The following is a 17,378-nucleotide window of genomic DNA, read 5'->3' on the forward strand; positions in this document are numbered from 1 at the left end:
GCTACTCGCCGCTTGCGCTGACCACCGGGGTCACCGAAATCCTCACCCGGACCCGGTTGCCCGGGTCGTAGGGCAGGCGCGAGCGATACTTGACGCCCTTGTGCACGTAGTCGACGTCGTAGCCGATCGGGCGCCGGAACTCGCGCTCGACCGGCACCATCCGGCAATCGCCGCCAGCCGAACGGGCCACTTCCTCGACCTCGTCGGACGGGGTGAGCACGTCGCGCACAGCACCGACCACCCGCGACAGGCCGCGTCGCTCGCGATCCGGCACCGGGCTCTCGGCCGCTTCGGGTTCGCAGCGCTCGACCATGCTGGTCGCGCGCAGCGTCTGGTACACCGGCTCGGCGCTGAGCACCCGGGCGTAGTCGATGCGCACGTTCTCGGGCGGTGGCGGGGGCGGCGCCCGGTCCTGCGGCTCGTCCTGGGCCACGACCGGCGCCGCCACGACGGCGGCGAGCAGCAGGGTGGTCAGGGCGAGGAAGGTGCGCAGCATCGGGATCCCGGCGGCCGAGTTCCCCGAGTGTAGGCCGCGCCCGCGGCGAACGGCTGAATCGCCGCTGTCGTGACCTTCACGCGACCGGTAGAATCCAGGGCCGGCCGGCGACTCTCGACACTCACGGGTCGCCGGCGTCCGCTTCCCTGCCCGCCGATGAGCCTGCGCCTCTTCAACAGCCTGACCCGCCGGGTCGAACCGTTCGCGCCGCTGGACCCGTCCTGTCCGACGATGTACCTGTGCGGGCCCACGGTCTACAACTACGTGCATATCGGCAACGCCCGCGGGCCGGTGGTGTTCGGGGTGCTCGCGGCGCTGCTGCGCCGCCGCTTCGGCGGGCTGCGCTACGCCCGCAACGTCACCGACGTCGACGACAAGATCAACGCCGCGGCCAGGGAGCTGGGGGTGCCGATCTCGGCGATCACCTCCCGCTACGCGGCCGCCTACCGCGACGACATGGCCGCCCTGGGCGTCGAGCCGCCGGACCTCGAGCCCGAGGCGACCGCGCACATCGCCGAGATCGTGGCGATGATCGAACGCCTGGTGGCCGGCGGCCACGCCTACTCGGCCGACGGCCACGTGCTGTTCGCGGTCGCCAGCTTCGAGGGCTACGGGAAGCTGTCGCGGCGCGACACCGAAGAAATGCTGGCCGGCGCGCGGATCGAGATCGCCCCCTACAAGCGCGACCCGGGCGATTTCGTGCTGTGGAAGCCATCCAGCGACGACCTGCCGGGATGGGACTCGCCGTGGGGTCGGGGCCGCCCGGGCTGGCACATCGAATGCTCGGCGATGGCCGCGGCGCACCTGGGGGAAACCATCGACATCCACGCCGGCGGCGTCGACCTGCAGTTTCCGCACCACGAGAACGAGATCGCGCAGAGCGAGTGCGCGCACGGTGGCCGCACCTTCGCCCGGTTCTGGCTGCACAACGGCATGCTGACGCTGTCCGGCGCCAAGATGTCCAAATCGGTGGGCAACATCGAGAAAGTCAACGACCTGTTGCGGAAGCACCCGCCGGAGGCGTTGCGCTACGCCCTGCTGTCGGCGCACTACCGGCAGCCGCTGGACTGGTCGGACGAACTGATCGAATCCAGCACCCGCACCCTGGACAGGCTCTACGGCACGCTGCGCGACAGCGGGCGGTTCGGCGGCCCGGTGGCGGACGCGCGCGCCGGCGGCGTGCGCGCGGGCCATTCGCCCGCGGTGCCGGCGCCGATCGAGGACGCCCTCGACGACGACCTCAATACCCCGAAGGCGCTGGCCGAGCTGGCCGCGATCGCAAGCCGGACCCGCCAGCTGCGCAACGAACTCGCCCATGACCCCCGGGCATCCAGCGAGAGGAGCGATGCACTGACGCGGCTGGCCAGCGAACTGCGCGGCGCCGGTGCCGCGCTGGGCCTGCTGCAGCAGGATCCGGCGGATTGGTTCGGGCGCGGCGCCAGCGATGCCGACGACGCGCGCATCCAGGCACTGATCGACGAACGCGCCGCAGCCAAGCAGAACCGCGACTTCACCCGCGCCGATGCGATCCGCGACGGCCTCGCGGCCGAGGGCGTACTGCTCGAGGACACCCCGGAGGGCGTGCGCTGGAAGCGGGCCTGAGCGTCGCGCGCGCCGCCCCGGATAGCACCGGCGAGACAATGGCCGCGCCCCGCCGCTCGCCGGCTTGAATCGCGACCGGCGCAGACCCACTTCCTGATCGGGCTTCCTTTCTTCCGCGTTGCGGCCGCCCGGCCGCCACCGCGACACCCAGGCGTATCGTGACCCATATCTTCCCGCTCGAACCGACTCCCGAAGCCGCCCAGGCCGCGATCCGCGACGAGTTCGCGTTCTTCGGCGACTGGTCGGAGCGCTACCAGTACCTGATCGACCTCGGCCGCAAGCTGCCGGAGTTCCCGGACGCGTGGAAAGTCGAGGAGAACCGGCTGCTCGGCTGCCAGTCGATGGTCTGGATCGTGCCTTCGGGCGATGCCGACAGGCTCGATTTCGCAGCGGTCAGCGATTCGGCGATCGTGTCCGGGCTCATCTATCTCGCCCTGCGCGTCTACTCCGGGCGCAGCGCCCGCCAGATCCTGGATACGGACGCCGACTACATCGCCGCGATCGGCCTGGCCAAGCACCTCTCGCCGACCCGCAGCAACGGCCTGGCCGCGCTGCTGGCCTACATCCGCGAGCGGGCGCAGCGCGCCCTGCAGTAGCCTGGCGTCTTCCGGGCATCCCCGCACGGCGTCGCGCGTCCCGGGCCCAGCAGGCCCTTCCGGAAACGAAGAACCCGGCCTGAGCCGGGTTCTCGATGCGACCTGCAGGCGCGCGATCAGTCGCCGATCTGCTTCTGCAGGTGCTCCCAGCGCTCCTGCTCGTCGATGGTGCGCTCGGCGGTCAGGCGCGCTTCCAGACGCTCCAGGCCGATCTCCTCGCCCGAATCGACGCTGTAACCGTACTCGCCGGAGTCGACCCGCTTGAGGGTGCTGTCGATCTTGCCGATCAGCTTGCGGTAGCGGTCGCGGGTGCGCAGCTCGAGCGAGTTCTCGGTCTCGCGGGTGGCGCGCTCGGCCTCGTCGCCGACGTCGCGCACCTCTTCCTTGAGATTCTCGATGGTCTGCTTGGATTCCTCCACCAGGTCCGCGCGCCACTTCAGCAGGCGCTGGCGGAAATACTCGAGCTGCAGCGGCCCCATGTACTCCTCGTCCGGCGCCGGGCGGTAGCCTTCGGGCAGGATCGGGCGGCCAGTTTCCGCATCGGTCTTGTATTCGATGCTGCGGTACTGGGTCCTCGGCGCGGGCCTGGCCGGCCGGGCGGTCACCGCCACCGCCACCTTGCCGGCCGGGCGGCTGCGCGCGGGGCTGGCGGGCTGGGCCTTGGCGGACGCGGCGGCTGGCCTGGCCGGCGCGGTCTTCTGCGCCACGCTGGCGGTCTTGGCGACCGGCTTCCTGCGCGCGGATTCGGCGGCGGCCTTGGCCGGCGCCGGAGGCGCGGCCTTGCCGGCGGCCTTCTTCGGTGCGGCGCCGGCGGGCGCCGCCTTCCTGGCCTTGGCCGGGGCCGCCTTCTTCGCCGGCGCCTTCTTTGCCGGGGCTTTCTTCGCAGGCGCCTTCTTCGCAGGCGCCTTCTTCGCCGCGGACGTGGCCTTCTTCGCAGCCGCCGGCGACTTGGCCGCCGTCTTCCGGGCCGGCGCCGGCTTCGGCGCGGTCTTCTTCACCGCCGCCTTCTTCGGCGCGGCCTTCTTCGAGGCTTTCTTTGCGGGTTTCTTCACTGCCACGTCGTAATGTCCTTGCGGTTCCCGTGGAATGGGGAAGCGCGCTGTTATACCCTGCCCTGGCGGCAGCGGCAACCGCGATCGCCGCCTCCCAGCCGTGCACGCCACGTGATCGAACGCCTGCTCATCGCCCTGCTGCGCCTGTACAAGCGATTGCTGAGCCCGCTGCTCGGGCCGCGCTGCCGGTTCGTGCCGACCTGCTCGGAGTACGCCCTGACCGCGATCGCCCGCTACGGCGCCCTGCGCGGCGGCTGGCTGGCGCTGCGCCGGATCGGCCGCTGCCATCCGCTGAACCCCGGCGGCTACGATCCCGTCCCCCCTCCTCCCACGGATACGATCCCATGAACGACACCCTCATCGTCAACGCCCGCCTGGTGAACGAAGGCCGCGAATGGGAAGGAGACCTGCGCATTGCGCAGGGGCGCATCGCCGAGATCGGCGGCGGCCTCGCCGCCGGGGCGCGCGAAACCGTGATCGATGCCGCCGGCCGCCGGCTGCTGCCCGGGATGATCGACGACCAGGTCCACTTCCGCGAGCCGGGACTCGAGTACAAGGCCGACATCGCCAGCGAGTCGGGCGCCGCCGTGGCCGGTGGCCTGACCAGCTTCATGGACATGCCCAACACCAGCCCCCCGACGCTCGACCGCGACGCGCTCGAGAACAAGTACGCGCGCGCCGCCGGTCGCGCGCGCGGCAACTACGGGTTCTACTTCGGCGCGAGCAACGACAATCTGGACAACGTCCGCGCGCTCGATCCGCGCGCGGCACCCGGGGTGAAGGTCTTCATGGGCGCCTCCACCGGCAACATGCTGGTCGACGATCCGGAAGTGCTGGACGGCATCTTCGCCGGCACCCCGGTGCCGATCATCACCCACTGCGAGGACACCCCGATGATCGACGCCGAGTTGGCGCGATACCGGGAACGCTACGGCGACGACATTCCCGCGCGCTGCCATCCGGACATCCGCTCGCGCGAGGCCTGCATCAAGTCGACGCGCCTGGCGTTGTCGCTGGCGCACCGGCACGACACCCGGCTGCACGTGCTGCACATCTCCACCGCCGACGAACTGGCGCTGTTCGAGCGCGGCCCGCTGGTGGCGGCGGACGGCACCCGCAAGCGCATCACCGCCGAGACCTGCATCCATTTCCTGCGTTTCGAGCGCGAGGACTACGAGCGCCTGGGCCATCTGATCAAGTGCAACCCGGCGATCAAGGACGCATCCGACCGCGCCGCGCTGCTGCGGGCGATCGCCGAGGACACCATCGATGTGCTCGCCACCGACCACGCGCCGCACACGCTCGAGGAGAAGCACAACCCCTACGTGCGCGCACCCAGCGGCCTCCCGCTGGTGCAGTACGCGCTGACGGCGGCGCTGGAATGCGTGCACGAGGGGCATTTCGACACCGCCCGGGTGGTGCAGAAGTTCGCCCACGCCCCGGCGCAGCTGTTCGACGTGAAGGAGCGCGGCTTCCTGCGCGAGGGCTACTGGGCGGACCTGGTGCTGGTCGAGGACCGTCCGTTCACCGTCGCCCGCGCCCAGGTGCTGTCGAAATGCGGCTGGTCGCCGTTCGAGGGCACCACCTTCCGCAGTCGCATCGCCTCGACCTGGGTCAATGGCGAACTCGCCTGGGACGGCGACGCGCTGGTCGGCGCACCGCAGGGGCGCCGGTTGGAGTTCGACCGTTGAGACGCCTGGCGGTCCTCGCCTGCGCCGCGATGCTGGGCATCGCCCCGGCGCTCCTGCTGGCGCGGCCCCCTGCGCCGGCGGCGGACCCGCCCGGCGCCGACGAGGATCGGGTCGTGTTCCCGGCCAGCGTGCAGCAGGGCGCGATGGTGATCGGCAAGGTCCCGCCCGGCAGCCGCGTCGACTACGCCGGCCGCAGCCTCCGGGTGACCGGCTACGGCAGCGTGGTGCTGGGCATCGGCCGCGACGCGGCCGGCCCGGTCGAGGTGGCGGTGACGCGGCCGGGCGGCAGCCGGGAGACCGCGCGCATCGCGGTGACCCGGCGCGACTGGCCGGTCGAACCGGTCACGGGGGTGCCGCCGAAGACCGTCGATCCCCCGCCGGCGATCGCCGAGCGGATCCGCCGCGAGCAGGCGCGCGTCGTCCAGGCGCGTACCCGCGACGATGCCCGCGCCGATTTCGCGCAGCGCTTCGCCTGGCCGGTCCAGGGCCGTATCAGCGGGCGCTTCGGCAACCAGCGCGTCTACAACGGCACGCCCGGCTCGGCGCACTCGGGCATGGACATCGCGGCGCCTTCCGGCACCCCGGTCGCGGCGCCGGCGGCAGGCGTGGTCACTTTCGCCGATGCCGACCTGTACCTCACCGGCGGCACGGTGCTGCTCGACCACGGGCACGGGGTCAGCTCCAATTTCCTGCACCTGTCCAGGCTCGACGTCCAGGCCGGCGACCGGGTCGAACAGGGCCAGGTGATCGGCGCGGTCGGCGCGACCGGCCGGGCCACGGGCCCGCACCTGCACTGGGGCATGAACTGGTTCGACGTGCGGATCGACCCGCTGCTGGTGCTGGAGCGGAGCCGGTAGCCTGTCGGACTACCGGACCGGTGGCGCGCCGGCCCCGCCCCACTTTTTCTTCGAAAGCTGCCGACAGGTGCGTGGGCTTCGGAGCCGGCGGCGCCCGGGTCGGGGGAGGCTCGCCGGCGGAGTCGGGCCAGCCATGGCCCGATCCGCTGCCGCAGGCCGGGCCGCGCGGCAGTGCCGCGCAAGCGGCCCGTGCCCCCCTGGCCTGCTGTCCGCCTCCCCCCGCCCGGGCGCCGCGTCGGTGATTCGCTGTCGGATGCCCGGCCTCCCATTCCTCCGAAGCCCATCGACGCGAAAGCGGGAGACGTGCCGGGGGGTGTTGCGCAGAGCAGGCCATGGATGGCCTGCGGCCCTGACTCCGGCCATGGATGGCCGGACGGAAGGGCGGAGCAATAGGCTCACGCCCCGCACAGCAGGCCGAAGGGCTCTACCCCAGGAGCGGCTATTCGCTGTCGCTGCCCCGTGGCGACGGTGACCGATCCCCGCGACGGACGGCCGCTGCCTGTGCGCGGTCAGCCGGAGACCCGGGCCACCGCGTCGTGCGCGTGCAGGCTTTCGAAGTGGGCGACGCGGACATCGAAGCGGGCGATGCGCTCGTCGGCGGCCAGGACCGCGGCGATGCGGCGCGCCGCGTCCTCGCAGAACATCAGGTTCTCGGCGTTGAGCCGGGCGAAGGCCTGCTCGTCCTCGCGCTTGACCGCGGTCTGCACCGGGGTGCCGAGCGCCGCCTCGATGGCGTCTACCAGCCCGGCCAGCGGGAACTCGTCGAAACTGGGCGCGAGCTCGACCCGGACACTGGCGCGACTGCGCTGGGCGTGCGGGGTCCCGGCCAGGCCGCGCTCCGAGGCGAGCCATTCCCCGACCACCGCGGTCGACAGCGGCCGCGCATTGGCGAAATCGGCGACGAAGCGCTCCGCGTTGAGCTGCCGCGACAGCGCCGCCGAGGCCGGGCAGGTGCTGGAGTAGTGGACCGAGAACCCGAACTCCAGACGGAAGTGTCCGTCCGCAAGCGTCGCCTCCAGCTCCACCGGATAGGTCTTCCAGCCGACATGGCCGCTGGCCAGCGCCGGCCTGGGCAGCAGCTGTTGGTAGCGGATGGCCAGGCGCGCCGCGCCCGACAGCCCCCGCTGCGACTCCACCAGGTCCTGGAGCACCCGGCGCAGGCCCGCCGGGGTCAGCGCCTCGCCCGAAAACGCGTCCTGCAGCCGCAGGTACAGGCGCGACATGTGGATGCCGCGGGCGGCCGCGGCGCGCAGGTCCACCGCCACGTCGACCGAGGCCGGCACCTGCAGCACCGCCCCGCCCTCGCCGGGCAGGCGCAGCGGCAGCGAGATGCCCTCCATCCCCACCCAGTCGAGCGGGCGGGCGGCGAACGCGGCGTCATCGGCGACATCGGGCAGCGATGGCGTGGGGCGGGTGCTCAAGGATGGCGACTCGGTGTGGGGAGGACGCCCCTGGCGGGGCCCGCATAGTGTAACGAGCGCGGCGCGGACACCCCCGGAACGCTGCGTCGCGCAACCGCGCGCTCGTTCAGGCGCCGCCGCGCGCCGAACGCCACGCCAGCGGCAACACCCGCCACGCCGGCAGCGGCCGGGGCGCGCGACCGGACGACAGGTCGCGCAGGCGGGCGCGCAGCAGCGCGGCGTGGATGCGGCGCGCGCGCGGTCCGCCGGCCGGATGCGGCCACTGCTGCAGCAGCCACAGCGCTTCGCTGCGCTGTCCCGCGAGCAGGACCCGCTCGCCGGTGAGGCAGCGCGCCAGGGTGGCCGCGGTGGTCTCGCCGTCGGCCGCGTCCTCGCCGTGCGGCAGCCACAGCTCGCATTCGGCGGCGGCGCGGCCCAGCGCCTGCAGCGCCTGCAGGGTGGCGGAGGCGCCGAGTTCGCGGGTGGCCGGCAGCGCGCTCAGGGCACGACCCAGCTCCAGCCACGGTGCCGGGTGCCGCTGCAGGCGCTCGCCGAGCGGGTGGCGGCGCGCACCGCGCGACCAGCCCTGCAGCTCTTCCTGCCACCATGCCAGCTTGGCGAGCCCCGGGGTCGGATCCGGCGCGCCCCAGGCGGCATCGGTCAGCTCCTGGAGGAGCGCGAACCAGGCGGCGACCGGTGCGCGCGCCGGCTCCGGCAGGAACGCCGCGGCGATCTGCCACTCGGGCCAGCGGGAGCGCCACTTGGCAACGAATCCCTCGGCTTGCGATGGGTCCATCTGCGCGACCTGGGACACGGCGGCCGGTCAGGCCGGCCCTGCCGTCGCGGCGGGCGGGTGCGCCTGTCCGGCCGGCCGGGGCCAGCGGCCCGGCCCCACCAGATCCTGCGGCGTCTCGACCATCACGTCGCCCAGCCAGGCCACCGGATCGTCGTCGTGCAGGCGATAGCCCCACAGCGCGACCACTGAAGGCATGCCCGCCGCGCGCGCCGCGGCGATGTCGCGCGCGTCGTCGCCGACGTAGACGCAGCTCGCCGCCGCCACCCCGGCCTGGCGCGCGGCATGCAGCAGCGGCAGCGGGTGCGGCTTGCGCTCGGCCAGGGTGTCGCCGCCGACCAGCACCGCGCAGCGCCGCTCCCAGCCGAGCTGCGGCAGGATGTCGCGGGCCAGGTACTCGGGCTTGTTGGTGACGATGCCCCAGACCGAACCGGCCGACTCCAGCGCCGCCAGCATTCGCTCGACGCCGGGGAACGGCGCACCGTGGCGGCCGAGTTCCCCGCGATAGACATCGAGGAACTCGGGCACCAGCGCGACGATCTCGTCCTCGGCCAGGTCCGGAAACGCCGCCGCCGCCATCGCCCGGGCGCCGCGCGAGACCCGTGGCCGCAGTGCCGCCAGCGGCATCGGCGCGATCCCGCGCGCGGCGCGCATCCGGTTCACCGTGGCCAGCATGTCCGGGGCGCTGTCGAGCAGGGTCCCGTCGAGGTCGAACAGCACCCCCGGCGGATACCCTTCGCGAGCGGTCGCGGCGCTAGCCGCCATGTCCGGCACCCGGCTTGAGCGCGCACGCCAGGTAGTTGACGTCGGTGCGCCGGCTCAGCCGGGCGGCGTTGCGCCAGGGCGCGTAGGCCATGCCGCTGACGTCCTCCAGCGCCAGCCCGGCATCCCGCAGCCAGCGCCGCAGTTCGGACGGTCTGATGAAGTCTCGGTACTGATGGGTGCCCTTCGGCAGCAGCCCGGCGATGTACTCGGCGCCGACGATCGCCAATGCGAACGCGGCCGGGGTGCGGTTGAGGGTCGAGACGAACAGCCGCCCGCCCGGCCGCAGCAGGCGCGCGCAGGCGGCGAGGATCGCGCCGGGATCGGGCACGTGTTCCAGCATCTCCATGCAGGTGACCACGTCGTAGCTTTCCGGCCGCGCCTCCGCCAGCGCCTCGACGGCGGTCTGCTGGTAATCGACTTCGACCCCGGACTCCAGCCGGTGCAGCCTGGCGATGCGGATCAGTTCCGCGGACAGATCGATCCCGGTGACCCGGGCACCGGCCGCCGCCATCGCCTCGCTGAGCAGGCCGCCGCCGCAGCCGACGTCCAGCACCTCGGCGCCGGTCAGCGGCGCCCGCGCGGCCACGTAGGCCAGCCGCACCGGGTTGAGCGCGTGGAGAGGCTTCTGGGGACCGTCGGGGTCCCACCAGCGGCCGGCCAGCGCCCCGAACTTGTCGAGCTCGGCCTGGCGGAAGTTCGGCGCCGGGCCGGGGTGGGATCCATTGCTGGTCATGTCTGATCCTGTGCTCGGGTATGGTTCAGCGGCGGATCGCCGCGATCCGCTCCCGCCACTGCCGCGCGTTCGCGACCACGGCGGCCGCATCCAGATCCACCAGCTCGCGCGCCACCAGCTTCTCACGCCCGGCGATCCAGACATCGCCGACCTGGTGGCGCCCGGTGGCGTAGACCAGCTGCGAAAACACGTGGTGCAGCGGCTGGGTTTCCAGCGGCGAGAGATCGATGCAGGCCAGGTCGGCCTGCTTGCCCGGCTCGATCGAGCCGATCAGGTGGTCGAAGCCGATCGCCCTGGCCCCGCCCAGGGTGGCCGCGCGCAGTGCCGTGGCCGCATCGAACGCGGCGGCGTCGCCCGCCACCGCCTTGGCCAGGATCGCCGCGGTGCGGGTTTCGCCGATCATGTCGAGATCGTTGTTGCTGGCGCAGCCGTCCGTGCCGATCGCCAGGTTCACCCCTGCGCGCTCGAGCGCGCAGGCCGGGCAGAAGCCGGACGCCAGCTTGAGGTTGGACTCCGGGCAGTGCACCACCGACACCCCGCGCTCGGCGCACAGGTGCATCTCGGCGTCAGTCACCTGGGTCATGTGCACCGCGATCAGGCGGTCGTTGACCAGTCCCAGCCGGTCCAGCCGCGCCAGCGGACGCTGGCCGTGCTCGGCCAGGGACTGCTCGACCTCCTGCGCGGTCTCGTGCAGGTGCAGGTGCACCGGCACGTCGAGCTGGTCGGCGAGCATGCGGATGCGCTCGAAGCTGGCGTCGCTGACCGTGTACGGGGCGTGCGGCGCGAATGCGGTATCGATCAGGGCATCGCCCCGCCATTGGTCGTGGACCTCGCCGGCACGGTCGAAGTACTCGTCGTCGGTCTTCGCCCAGGCGGTCGGGAAATCGATCACCGGCAGGCCGATGCGGGCACGGAAGCCGTGGCGCCGGTAGGTCGCGGCCTGGACGTCCGGGAAGAAGTAGTTCTCGTTGACGCAGGTGGTGCCGCCGCGCAGCATCTCGGCGATCGCCAACGTGACGCCGTCGGCGACGAACTCCGGGCCGATCACCGCCGCTTCCACCGGCCAGATGTGCTGCTGCAGCCAGACCTTGAGCGGCAGGTCGTCGGCGACCCCGCGCAACAGCGTCATCGGATTATGGGTATGCGCGTTGACCAGGCCGGGGATCAGCGCGCCGTCCGGCCGCGAGACCACCCGCTGCGGGGCGAACCGCGCGCGCGCCTCGGCGGCCGGCAGCAGCGCGAGGATCACACCATCGCGGATCGCCACGGCGTGGTCCTCCAGCACCGCCCCGTGCGGCTCGACCGGCACCACCCAGCCGGCTTCGATCAACAGGTCGCAGGGCTGGGGGATCGACTCGGTCATTCGCTCTCCTGCTTCGCTTCGGCGCCGTGCCTGGCGCCTGGATCCGGATCCCGGCTGGCGCCGGACGAGGCAACGGCCAGCGCGCATGCTCGCGCATGCGCCCTCGCGTCATTTCACCCGGCTGACGTACTCGCCGGAGCGGGTGTCGACCTTGATCGTCTCTTCCTGGCCGACGAACAGCGGTACCCGGACCACCGCCCCGGTCTCCAGCGTCGCGGGCTTGCCGCCGCCGCCCGAAGTGTCGCCGCGCACGCCGGGGTCGGTCTCGGTGATCTGCAGCTCGACGAAGTTGGGCGGGGTGACCTGGATCGGGGTGCCGTTCCACAGCGTGACCACGCAGGCTTCCTCGCCCTTGAGCCATTTTTCCGCACCGCCCATGCCGGCCTTGTCGGCCTGGACCTGTTCGAAGCTCTCCGGGTTCATGAAGTGCCAGTACTCGCCGTCGCTGTAGAGGTACTGCATGTCGGTATCGACCACGTCCGCAGCCTCCACCGAGTCGGTGGACTTCATGGTGACTTCCTGGACCCGGCCGGAGCGGATCAGGCGGTACTTCACCCGGGTGAAGGCCTGGCCCTTGCCCGGCTTGACGTACTCGGTGTCGGTGATGATCGCGGGCTCCCCATTCACCAGGATCTTCATCCCGTTCTTCACGTCGTTCATGCCGTAGCTGGCCATCGCTGCTCCTGCTGTGCCGCCGCGCGGGCGGATAGAATGTCGGATTCGCGGCCGGCCGGCGCCGGGCGCACTGCAAAACAAGCCCGACATGATACCCGCAGCCCCCATCCCGATGCAGCCGCGGCGCTGGCAGTTGGCCTGGCGCGAAGCGGTGCGCGACCCACGCGAACTGCTGGCGCTGCTCGGGCTGGAGCACGCCGCCCCGGCGATCTCGGACGCCGCCGCCGCGCAGTTCCCGCTGCGGGTACCGCGCGGGTTCGTGGCGCGGATGCGCCGCGGCGACCCGCACGACCCGCTGCTGCGCCAGGTGCTGCCGCTGGACGACGAGCTGCGCCCGGCCCCGGGCTTCGAGCTCGACGCGGTCGGCGACGGCGCCGCCCGGGCCGGCCGCGGGGTGATCCGCAAGTACCGCGGCCGTGCCCTGCTGGTCGCCACCGGCAGCTGCGCGGTGCACTGCCGGTACTGCTTCCGCCGCCACTTCCCGTATGCCGAGCAAACCGCCGCCGCCGCAGGCTGGGACGAGGCGCTGGCAGAGATCCGCGGCGACCGCTCGATCGAGGAGGTGATCCTTTCCGGCGGCGATCCGCTTTCGCTGGCCACCGCCAAGCTGGCCGAACTCACCGATGCCCTGGCGGCGGTGCCGCACGTCCGCCGCCTGCGCCTGCACACCCGCCTGCCGGTGGTACTGCCCGAGCGGGTCGACCAGGACCTCTGCGCCTGGCTGGCCGCCCTGCCCTGGCCGGTGGCGGTGGTGATCCACGCCAACCACGCCAACGAGTTCGACCCGGCGGTCGACGCCGCCCTCGCCGCCCTGCGCGCCGCCGGGGCGGCCCTGCTCAACCAGGCGGTGCTGCTGCGGGGAGTCAACGACTCGGTCGAGGCGCTGGCGCAGCTGGGAGCGCGCGGCTTCGCCGCCGGGGTGCTGCCCTACTACCTGCACCAGCTGGACCGGGTCGCCGGCGCCGCGCATTTCGAGGTGCCCGACGCGCGCGCGCTGGCGCTGCACGCCGCGCTGCGCGAGCGCCTGTCGGGATTCCTGGTGCCCCGGCTGGTCCGGGAGGTGGCCGGGGATGCGTCCAAACGCCCACTTTGACCGGGCCGGCATGGACGCGGCCCGCGCCGCCGTGGCATAACCGTCGCCCACTGGGGAGGACCGCATGTCGAAGAATCCGGACAACGCACTGCGGCTGATGGTGGTCGACGACAGCATGGAGGAGGCCGAGACCATCGTCAGCGGGCTGCGCAATGCCGGCGTGGCGGTCCGGCCGTTGCGCCCGGCCACGCTGGAGGAACTGGGCACCATGCTCGGCGGCCAGACCATCGACCTGGTGCTGGCCGCCGACAAGTCCAGCGTGATTCCGCTGGCCGAGGTGGCTCAGCGGGTCCAGGGCAGCGGCAAGGACATCCCGCTGATCGCCGTCGCCGATACCATCGACGATGCAGCGTTCGCCGCCGCCTACGGCCTGGGCGTGCGCCGGATCGCGCTGCGCAGCAAGCCGCAGCTGCTGCTCAACCTGGTCCGGGACGAGTGGGCCGATCTGGACGCGCGGAGGATGCTGCGGCGGCTCGAGTCGCGGGTCCGCGAGACCGAGCGCCGCTGCGACGCCCTGATCGAATCCTCGCGCGAGCCGATCGCCTACATCCACGAGGGCATGCACATCCGCGCCAACGCGGCCTACCTGGAGATGTTCGGCTACGAATCCTTCGAGGACATCGAGGGGATGTCGCTGCTGGACATGGTGGCGCCGCAGCACCTGGAGGACTTCAAGGCCCTGCTCAAGCGCCTGGGCAAGGGCGAGGCGCCGCCCCCGCGCTACGAACTGCAGGCGCGCGACGTCGAGGGCAACGCGTTTCCGGCGTCGATGGAGTTCACCCCGGCCCAGTACGAGGGCGAGGCCTGCCTGCAGGTGGTGTTCCGCCGCGAGGAAGTGGATCCGGAGCTGGCGCGCCAGGTCGAGGAACTGCGCCAGCGCGACCAGGTGACCGGGCTGCTCAACCGCCCGACCTTCCTGCGCGCGCTGGAGGACGCCGTGACCGAGGCCGCGCAGGGCGACGGCAAGCACGGCCTGCTGCTGCTCGAGCCCGACCACTACCAGCGGTTGCTCAACGAGATCGGCCTCGACTCGGCCGACGACATGCTCGCCGCCATGGCCGAGCGCCTGCGCGGGGTGCTGGAGCCGGGCGTGCTGGCCGCCCGCTACTCCGAACACCGGCTGGCGGTACTGCTGCGCGGCGCCGATCATGCCGCCACCAGCGCGCTGGCCGAGCGCATCCTCGAGGCGTTCTCCTCGCACGTGTTCGCGATCGGCAACCATTCCAGCACCATCACGGTCAGCCTGGGCGGGGTGCAGATCGGCGAGAAGATCGCCAGCGTGGGCCAGGTCCTGGCCAAGGCGGTGGAGGGGGTGCAGTCGTCGCTGGGCACCGGCGGCGCCCGCTACGAGATCTTCGACCCGGCCGCGTCCGACCGCGCCGAGGAGGAGCACGTCAAGGCGTGGGTGGCACGGCTGCGCGACGCGCTCGACAATGACGGTTTCGTGCTGCATTACCACCCGGTGATCAGCCTGCAGGGCGATACCGGCGCGGTCTACGAGGCGCTGCTGCGGCTGGACGCCGGCGAGGGCGAGCTGGTCAAGCCGCTGTCGTTCCTGCAGATCGCCGAGGAGCACGGCCTGCTGTGGGAGATCGACCACCACGTGATCGGCCAGGCCATCGCCCGCATCGGCGAACGCATGCGCGCCGGCAACCCCACCACGCTGCTGGTCAAGGTCAGCCAGGCCTCGCTGCACGACGACAGCCTGGTGCGCTATATCGGCGAACAGCTGGGCCAGCACGGGGTGCCGGGCGAGTACCTGGTGCTGCAGCTGCCCGAAGCCAAGGTGTTCACGCATCTGAAGGCCACCCAGGACTTCGCGGTCGCGCTCGGCAAGTACGACTGCCGGCTGGCGCTGGAACAGTTCGGGGTCGGGCTGGACTCGTTCCAGCTCCTCGCCCACCTGCAGCCGCACCTGCTCAAGCTCGACCGCAGCTTCACCGACGAGCTGGTGCAGAGCCCCGACAACCAGAAGCGCATCCAGGAGATCGCCGGCAAGGCGCGCGAACTGGGCATCCGCACCATCGCCGAACACGTGCAGGACGCGGCCAGCATGTCGATCCTGTTCTCGGCCGGCGTCGATTACGTGCAGGGCAGCTTCCTGGCCGAACCCGGCCCGGAAATGAACTACGACTTCGAATAGAGCCGGGAATCGGAAATCGGGAATCGCTCGGCAGCGTGCCGCCGGCCGCAGCCGGCCGGCGCCACCCAGGCCTGGCCGGATGATGCGCAGGGTTGGCGTATCGCCCGCTCCGGGCAACCGGGCGCCGGCTCGCCTCGGCGTCAGACCGCCACGCCGCGCCGCGTGGCAGCCGCCGGCGGCACATCGCGCAGCGCCGCGATCCGCTCCTCCAGCGGCGGGTGGCTCATCAGCAGCCGGCGCAGGCCGCTGCCGACCCCGCCGCTGATGCCGAAGGCTGCGATCTGCTTGGGCAGGGTGCTGTGCCCATAGGTCTGGGCCAGCCGCTCGAGCGCCGCGATCATCTTGTCGCGCCCGGCCAGCTGCGCGCCCCCGGCATCGGCCCGGAACTCGCGGCGGCGCGAGAACCACATCGCGATCATGCTGGCGAACAGCCCGAAGATCATGTCGAGCGCGAACACCACCGCGTAGTAGCCCAGCCCTGTCGAACTGCGCCCGCCGCTGAGATAGCCGTCGATCACCCGCCCGACCACGCGCGCCAGGAAGATCACGAAGGTGTTGAGCACGCCCTGCAGCAGCGCCATGGTGACCATGTCGCCATTGGCGACGTGCGCCACCTCGTGCGCCAGCACCGCCTCGGCCTCGTCGCGGCTCATCGAGCGCAGCAGGCCGGTGGAGACGGCGACCAGGGCGGCGTTGCGGCGTGCTCCGGTGGCGAATGCATTGATCTCGGGAGCGTCGTACACCGCGACCTCGGGCACCCCGATCCCGGCGTCGCGCGCCTGCCGCTGCACGGTCTCGAGCAGCCAGCGCTCCGCCTCGCCGCGCGGCTGGGTGATGACCTGGGCGCCGGTGAAGCGCTTGGCGGTCCATTTCGACAGCGCCAGCGACACGAACGCGCCGCCGAAACCGAACACCGCCGCGAACACCAGCAGCCCGGCATTGGTGGCCGGGTCGATGCCGAACACCGCCATGACGACGCTGACCAGCGCCAGCACCGCCAGGTTGGTGGCCAGGAACAGTGCGATCCGCTTGAACATGGGGCCTCGATCCTCTCTCGGGGGCGCTTGACGCGCCGCTTCACGGGTGATCGAGTGTGGTCATGCGGCGATGAATTCAAGATCATGACGGCGCCCCACCGCCCCGCCAGCCAGGCGCCGTTCGCATGCCGACCCCCCCTCCTCCCCGACCCGAGCGCGGCCGCTTCGCGCCCTCCCCGACCGGGCCGCTGCATTTCGGCTCGCTGCTGGCGGCGCTGGGCAGTTGGCTGTACGCGCGCCGCGCCGGCGGGCAGTGGCTGGTGCGGATCGAGGACCTCGACCCCCCGCGCGAGGTGCCCGGCGCCGCGGCCGCCCAGCTGCGCACCCTGCACGCCTTCGGGCTGGTGCCGGACGGCGAGGTGCTGTACCAGAGCAGCCGGGGCGAGGCCTACCGGGCGGCGCTCGAGCGGCTGCTGGCGAATGGCGATGCCTTCGTCTGCCACTGCAGCCGCGCCGCGCTGGCCGCGACCGGCGGGATCCACCGGCGCTGCGTGGCGGAGACGCCCCGGCCCGATCCGGCGGTGCGGCTGCGGGTGCGCCCGGCGACCCGGGTCGCCTACCGCGACCTGATCCAGGGCGCGGTCAGCCAGGACCTGGCGGAAGAGGTCGGCGATTTCGTACTGCGGCGTGCCGATGGTTGCTGGGCCTACCAGCTGGCGGTGGTGGTCGACGATGCCGCCCAGGGCATCACCGAGGTGGTCCGCGGCGCCGACCTGCTCGCTTCCACGCCGCGCCAGATCCATCTGCAGCAGCGCCTCGGCCTTTCCTCGCCGCGCTATGCGCATCTCCCGCTGGCGCTCGACGACCACGGCCGCAAGCTCTCCAAGTCGCTCTCGTCACTTCCGGTCGACGAAGCCGATCCACTGCCGGCCCTGCGCGCCGCCTGGGCGATGCTCGGCCAGCCGGCGGCGCCGATCGCCTCCGCCGGATCTCCGTCCGCCCTGCTTTCGGCGGCGCAGCGCGCATTCGATCCGGCGCTCGTTCCGCGCGGCCGGGAGGCATCGCTCGCCGCAACGCACAACGGGAATGTCACCGCCCCCTCATAGAATGCATCGATGGGTCCAGCGACCCGCACGCCAATG

At 72.2% G+C, this 17,378-nt stretch carries 17 protein-coding genes; 8 read left to right on the forward strand and 9 right to left on the reverse strand.

Annotated elements, in window-relative coordinates; all coding sequences use genetic code 11:
- Position 1: 1 nt before the first annotated feature.
- Positions 2-496: a hypothetical protein gene (locus QFW77_RS00970; protein ID WP_280572278.1), complete on the reverse strand. Its 495-nt coding sequence runs from the start codon at positions 494-496 to the stop codon at positions 2-4.
- 156 nt (positions 497-652) lie between these two features.
- On the opposite strand from QFW77_RS00970, the gene cysS reads away from it, so the two are divergent.
- Both cysS and QFW77_RS00980 read left to right on the forward strand, forming a co-directional pair.
- Positions 653-2,098, forward strand: coding sequence for a cysteine--tRNA ligase (gene cysS / locus QFW77_RS00975; protein ID WP_280572279.1), 1,446 nt, complete (start codon positions 653-655; stop codon positions 2,096-2,098).
- Positions 2,099-2,253: 155 nt separating this feature from the next.
- Positions 2,254-2,694 (forward strand): SufE family protein, encoded by a 441-nt coding sequence (locus QFW77_RS00980; RefSeq protein ID WP_280572396.1) that lies wholly within the window; start codon positions 2,254-2,256, stop codon positions 2,692-2,694.
- A gap of 116 nt (positions 2,695-2,810) precedes the next feature.
- On the opposite strand, the gene dksA is transcribed toward QFW77_RS00980, so the two are convergent.
- A complete protein-coding gene (gene dksA, locus QFW77_RS00985; RefSeq protein ID WP_280572281.1) occupies positions 2,811-3,857 on the reverse strand; it encodes an RNA polymerase-binding protein DksA in 1,047 nt (348 codons plus the stop codon).
- On the opposite strand from dksA, the gene yidD reads away from it, so the two are divergent.
- The 3 genes from yidD to QFW77_RS01000 are packed head-to-tail and all read left to right on the forward strand — an operon-like array spanning position 3,858 to position 6,294.
- A complete protein-coding gene (gene yidD, locus QFW77_RS00990) occupies positions 3,858-4,094 on the forward strand; it encodes a membrane protein insertion efficiency factor YidD (RefSeq protein ID WP_280572283.1) in 237 nt (78 codons plus the stop codon).
- Complete coding sequence (locus QFW77_RS00995) at positions 4,091-5,437, forward strand: dihydroorotase (protein WP_280572284.1); 1,347 nt, start codon at positions 4,091-4,093, stop codon at positions 5,435-5,437. The genes yidD and QFW77_RS00995 overlap by 4 nt, the downstream gene beginning before the upstream one ends.
- A gap of 29 nt (positions 5,438-5,466) precedes the next feature.
- On the forward strand, positions 5,467-6,294 hold the full coding sequence (locus tag QFW77_RS01000) for a M23 family metallopeptidase (RefSeq protein ID WP_280572397.1): 828 nt from the start codon (positions 5,467-5,469) through the stop codon (positions 6,292-6,294).
- Positions 6,295-6,803: 509 nt separating this feature from the next.
- Here the strand turns inward: QFW77_RS01000 and folE2 are convergent.
- The 6 genes from folE2 to efp form a co-directional block, all read right to left on the reverse strand.
- Positions 6,804-7,715: a GTP cyclohydrolase FolE2 gene (folE2, locus tag QFW77_RS01005; RefSeq protein WP_280572285.1), complete on the reverse strand. Its 912-nt coding sequence runs from the start codon at positions 7,713-7,715 to the stop codon at positions 6,804-6,806.
- Positions 7,716-7,821: 106 nt separating this feature from the next.
- On the reverse strand, positions 7,822-8,490 hold the full coding sequence (locus tag QFW77_RS01010) for a squalene/phytoene synthase family protein (protein ID WP_280572286.1): 669 nt from the start codon (positions 8,488-8,490) through the stop codon (positions 7,822-7,824).
- Positions 8,491-8,517: 27 nt separating this feature from the next.
- On the reverse strand, positions 8,518-9,252 hold the full coding sequence (locus tag QFW77_RS01015) for a phosphoglycolate phosphatase (protein ID WP_280572287.1): 735 nt from the start codon (positions 9,250-9,252) through the stop codon (positions 8,518-8,520).
- Positions 9,242-9,985, reverse strand: coding sequence for a bifunctional 2-polyprenyl-6-hydroxyphenol methylase/3-demethylubiquinol 3-O-methyltransferase UbiG (ubiG, locus tag QFW77_RS01020; protein WP_280572288.1), 744 nt, complete (start codon positions 9,983-9,985; stop codon positions 9,242-9,244). The genes QFW77_RS01015 and ubiG overlap by 11 nt, the downstream gene beginning before the upstream one ends.
- 25 nt (positions 9,986-10,010) lie before the next feature.
- Positions 10,011-11,348: a TRZ/ATZ family hydrolase gene (locus QFW77_RS01025; protein WP_280572289.1), complete on the reverse strand. Its 1,338-nt coding sequence runs from the start codon at positions 11,346-11,348 to the stop codon at positions 10,011-10,013.
- 108 nt (positions 11,349-11,456) lie between these two features.
- Positions 11,457-12,023: an elongation factor P gene (efp, locus tag QFW77_RS01030; RefSeq protein ID WP_280572290.1), complete on the reverse strand. Its 567-nt coding sequence runs from the start codon at positions 12,021-12,023 to the stop codon at positions 11,457-11,459.
- Positions 12,024-12,111: 88 nt separating this feature from the next.
- Here efp and epmB point away from each other — a divergent pair, with 88 nt between their 5' ends.
- Positions 12,112-13,116 (forward strand): EF-P beta-lysylation protein EpmB, encoded by a 1,005-nt coding sequence (epmB, locus tag QFW77_RS01035; RefSeq protein ID WP_280572291.1) that lies wholly within the window; start codon positions 12,112-12,114, stop codon positions 13,114-13,116.
- Between the two features lie 64 nt (positions 13,117-13,180).
- The gene (locus tag QFW77_RS01040) at positions 13,181-15,259 is read left to right on the forward strand and encodes an EAL domain-containing response regulator (RefSeq protein ID WP_280572292.1); all 2,079 of its coding nucleotides are present in this window, start codon (positions 13,181-13,183) and stop codon (positions 15,257-15,259) included.
- Positions 15,260-15,399: 140 nt separating this feature from the next.
- Here the strand turns inward: QFW77_RS01040 and htpX are convergent, their stop codons facing one another.
- Positions 15,400-16,296 (reverse strand): protease HtpX, encoded by an 897-nt coding sequence (htpX, locus tag QFW77_RS01045; RefSeq protein WP_280572293.1) that lies wholly within the window; start codon positions 16,294-16,296, stop codon positions 15,400-15,402.
- 125 nt (positions 16,297-16,421) lie between these two features.
- Here htpX and gluQRS point away from each other — a divergent pair, with 125 nt between their 5' ends.
- Positions 16,422-17,342, forward strand: a complete 921-nt coding sequence (gluQRS, locus tag QFW77_RS01050; protein ID WP_280572294.1) for a tRNA glutamyl-Q(34) synthetase GluQRS — start codon at positions 16,422-16,424, stop codon at positions 17,340-17,342.
- Positions 17,343-17,378: the final 36 nt, after the last annotated feature.

It is taken from the genome of Luteimonas endophytica (assembly GCF_029887875.1).
Classification (GTDB): Bacteria; Pseudomonadota; Gammaproteobacteria; order Xanthomonadales; family Xanthomonadaceae; genus Luteimonas; species Luteimonas endophytica.

Excerpts from the sequence above, each read along its gene's own strand:
- htpX (WP_280572293.1), bottom strand. The coding sequence starts at position 16,296 with ATGTTCAAGCGGATCGCACTGTTCCTGGCCACCAACCTGGCGGTGCTG.
- epmB (WP_280572291.1), top strand. The coding sequence starts at position 12,112 with ATGATACCCGCAGCCCCCATCCCGATGCAGCCGCGGCGCTGGCAGTTG.
- QFW77_RS01010 (WP_280572286.1), bottom strand. The coding sequence starts at position 8,490 with ATGGACCCATCGCAAGCCGAGGGATTCGTTGCCAAGTGGCGCTCCCGC.
- QFW77_RS00970 (WP_280572278.1), bottom strand. The coding sequence starts at position 496 with ATGCTGCGCACCTTCCTCGCCCTGACCACCCTGCTGCTCGCCGCCGTC.
- gluQRS (WP_280572294.1), top strand. The coding sequence starts at position 16,422 with ATGCCGACCCCCCCTCCTCCCCGACCCGAGCGCGGCCGCTTCGCGCCC.
- QFW77_RS01025 (WP_280572289.1), bottom strand. The coding sequence starts at position 11,348 with ATGACCGAGTCGATCCCCCAGCCCTGCGACCTGTTGATCGAAGCCGGC.
- QFW77_RS01040 (WP_280572292.1), top strand. The coding sequence starts at position 13,181 with ATGTCGAAGAATCCGGACAACGCACTGCGGCTGATGGTGGTCGACGAC.
- QFW77_RS01000 (WP_280572397.1), top strand. The coding sequence starts at position 5,467 with ATGCTGGGCATCGCCCCGGCGCTCCTGCTGGCGCGGCCCCCTGCGCCG.
- ubiG (WP_280572288.1), bottom strand. The coding sequence starts at position 9,985 with ATGACCAGCAATGGATCCCACCCCGGCCCGGCGCCGAACTTCCGCCAG.
- QFW77_RS01015 (WP_280572287.1), bottom strand. The coding sequence starts at position 9,252 with ATGGCGGCTAGCGCCGCGACCGCTCGCGAAGGGTATCCGCCGGGGGTG.
- cysS (WP_280572279.1), top strand. The coding sequence starts at position 653 with ATGAGCCTGCGCCTCTTCAACAGCCTGACCCGCCGGGTCGAACCGTTC.
- QFW77_RS00995 (WP_280572284.1), top strand. The coding sequence starts at position 4,091 with ATGAACGACACCCTCATCGTCAACGCCCGCCTGGTGAACGAAGGCCGC.
- efp (WP_280572290.1), bottom strand. The coding sequence starts at position 12,023 with ATGGCCAGCTACGGCATGAACGACGTGAAGAACGGGATGAAGATCCTG.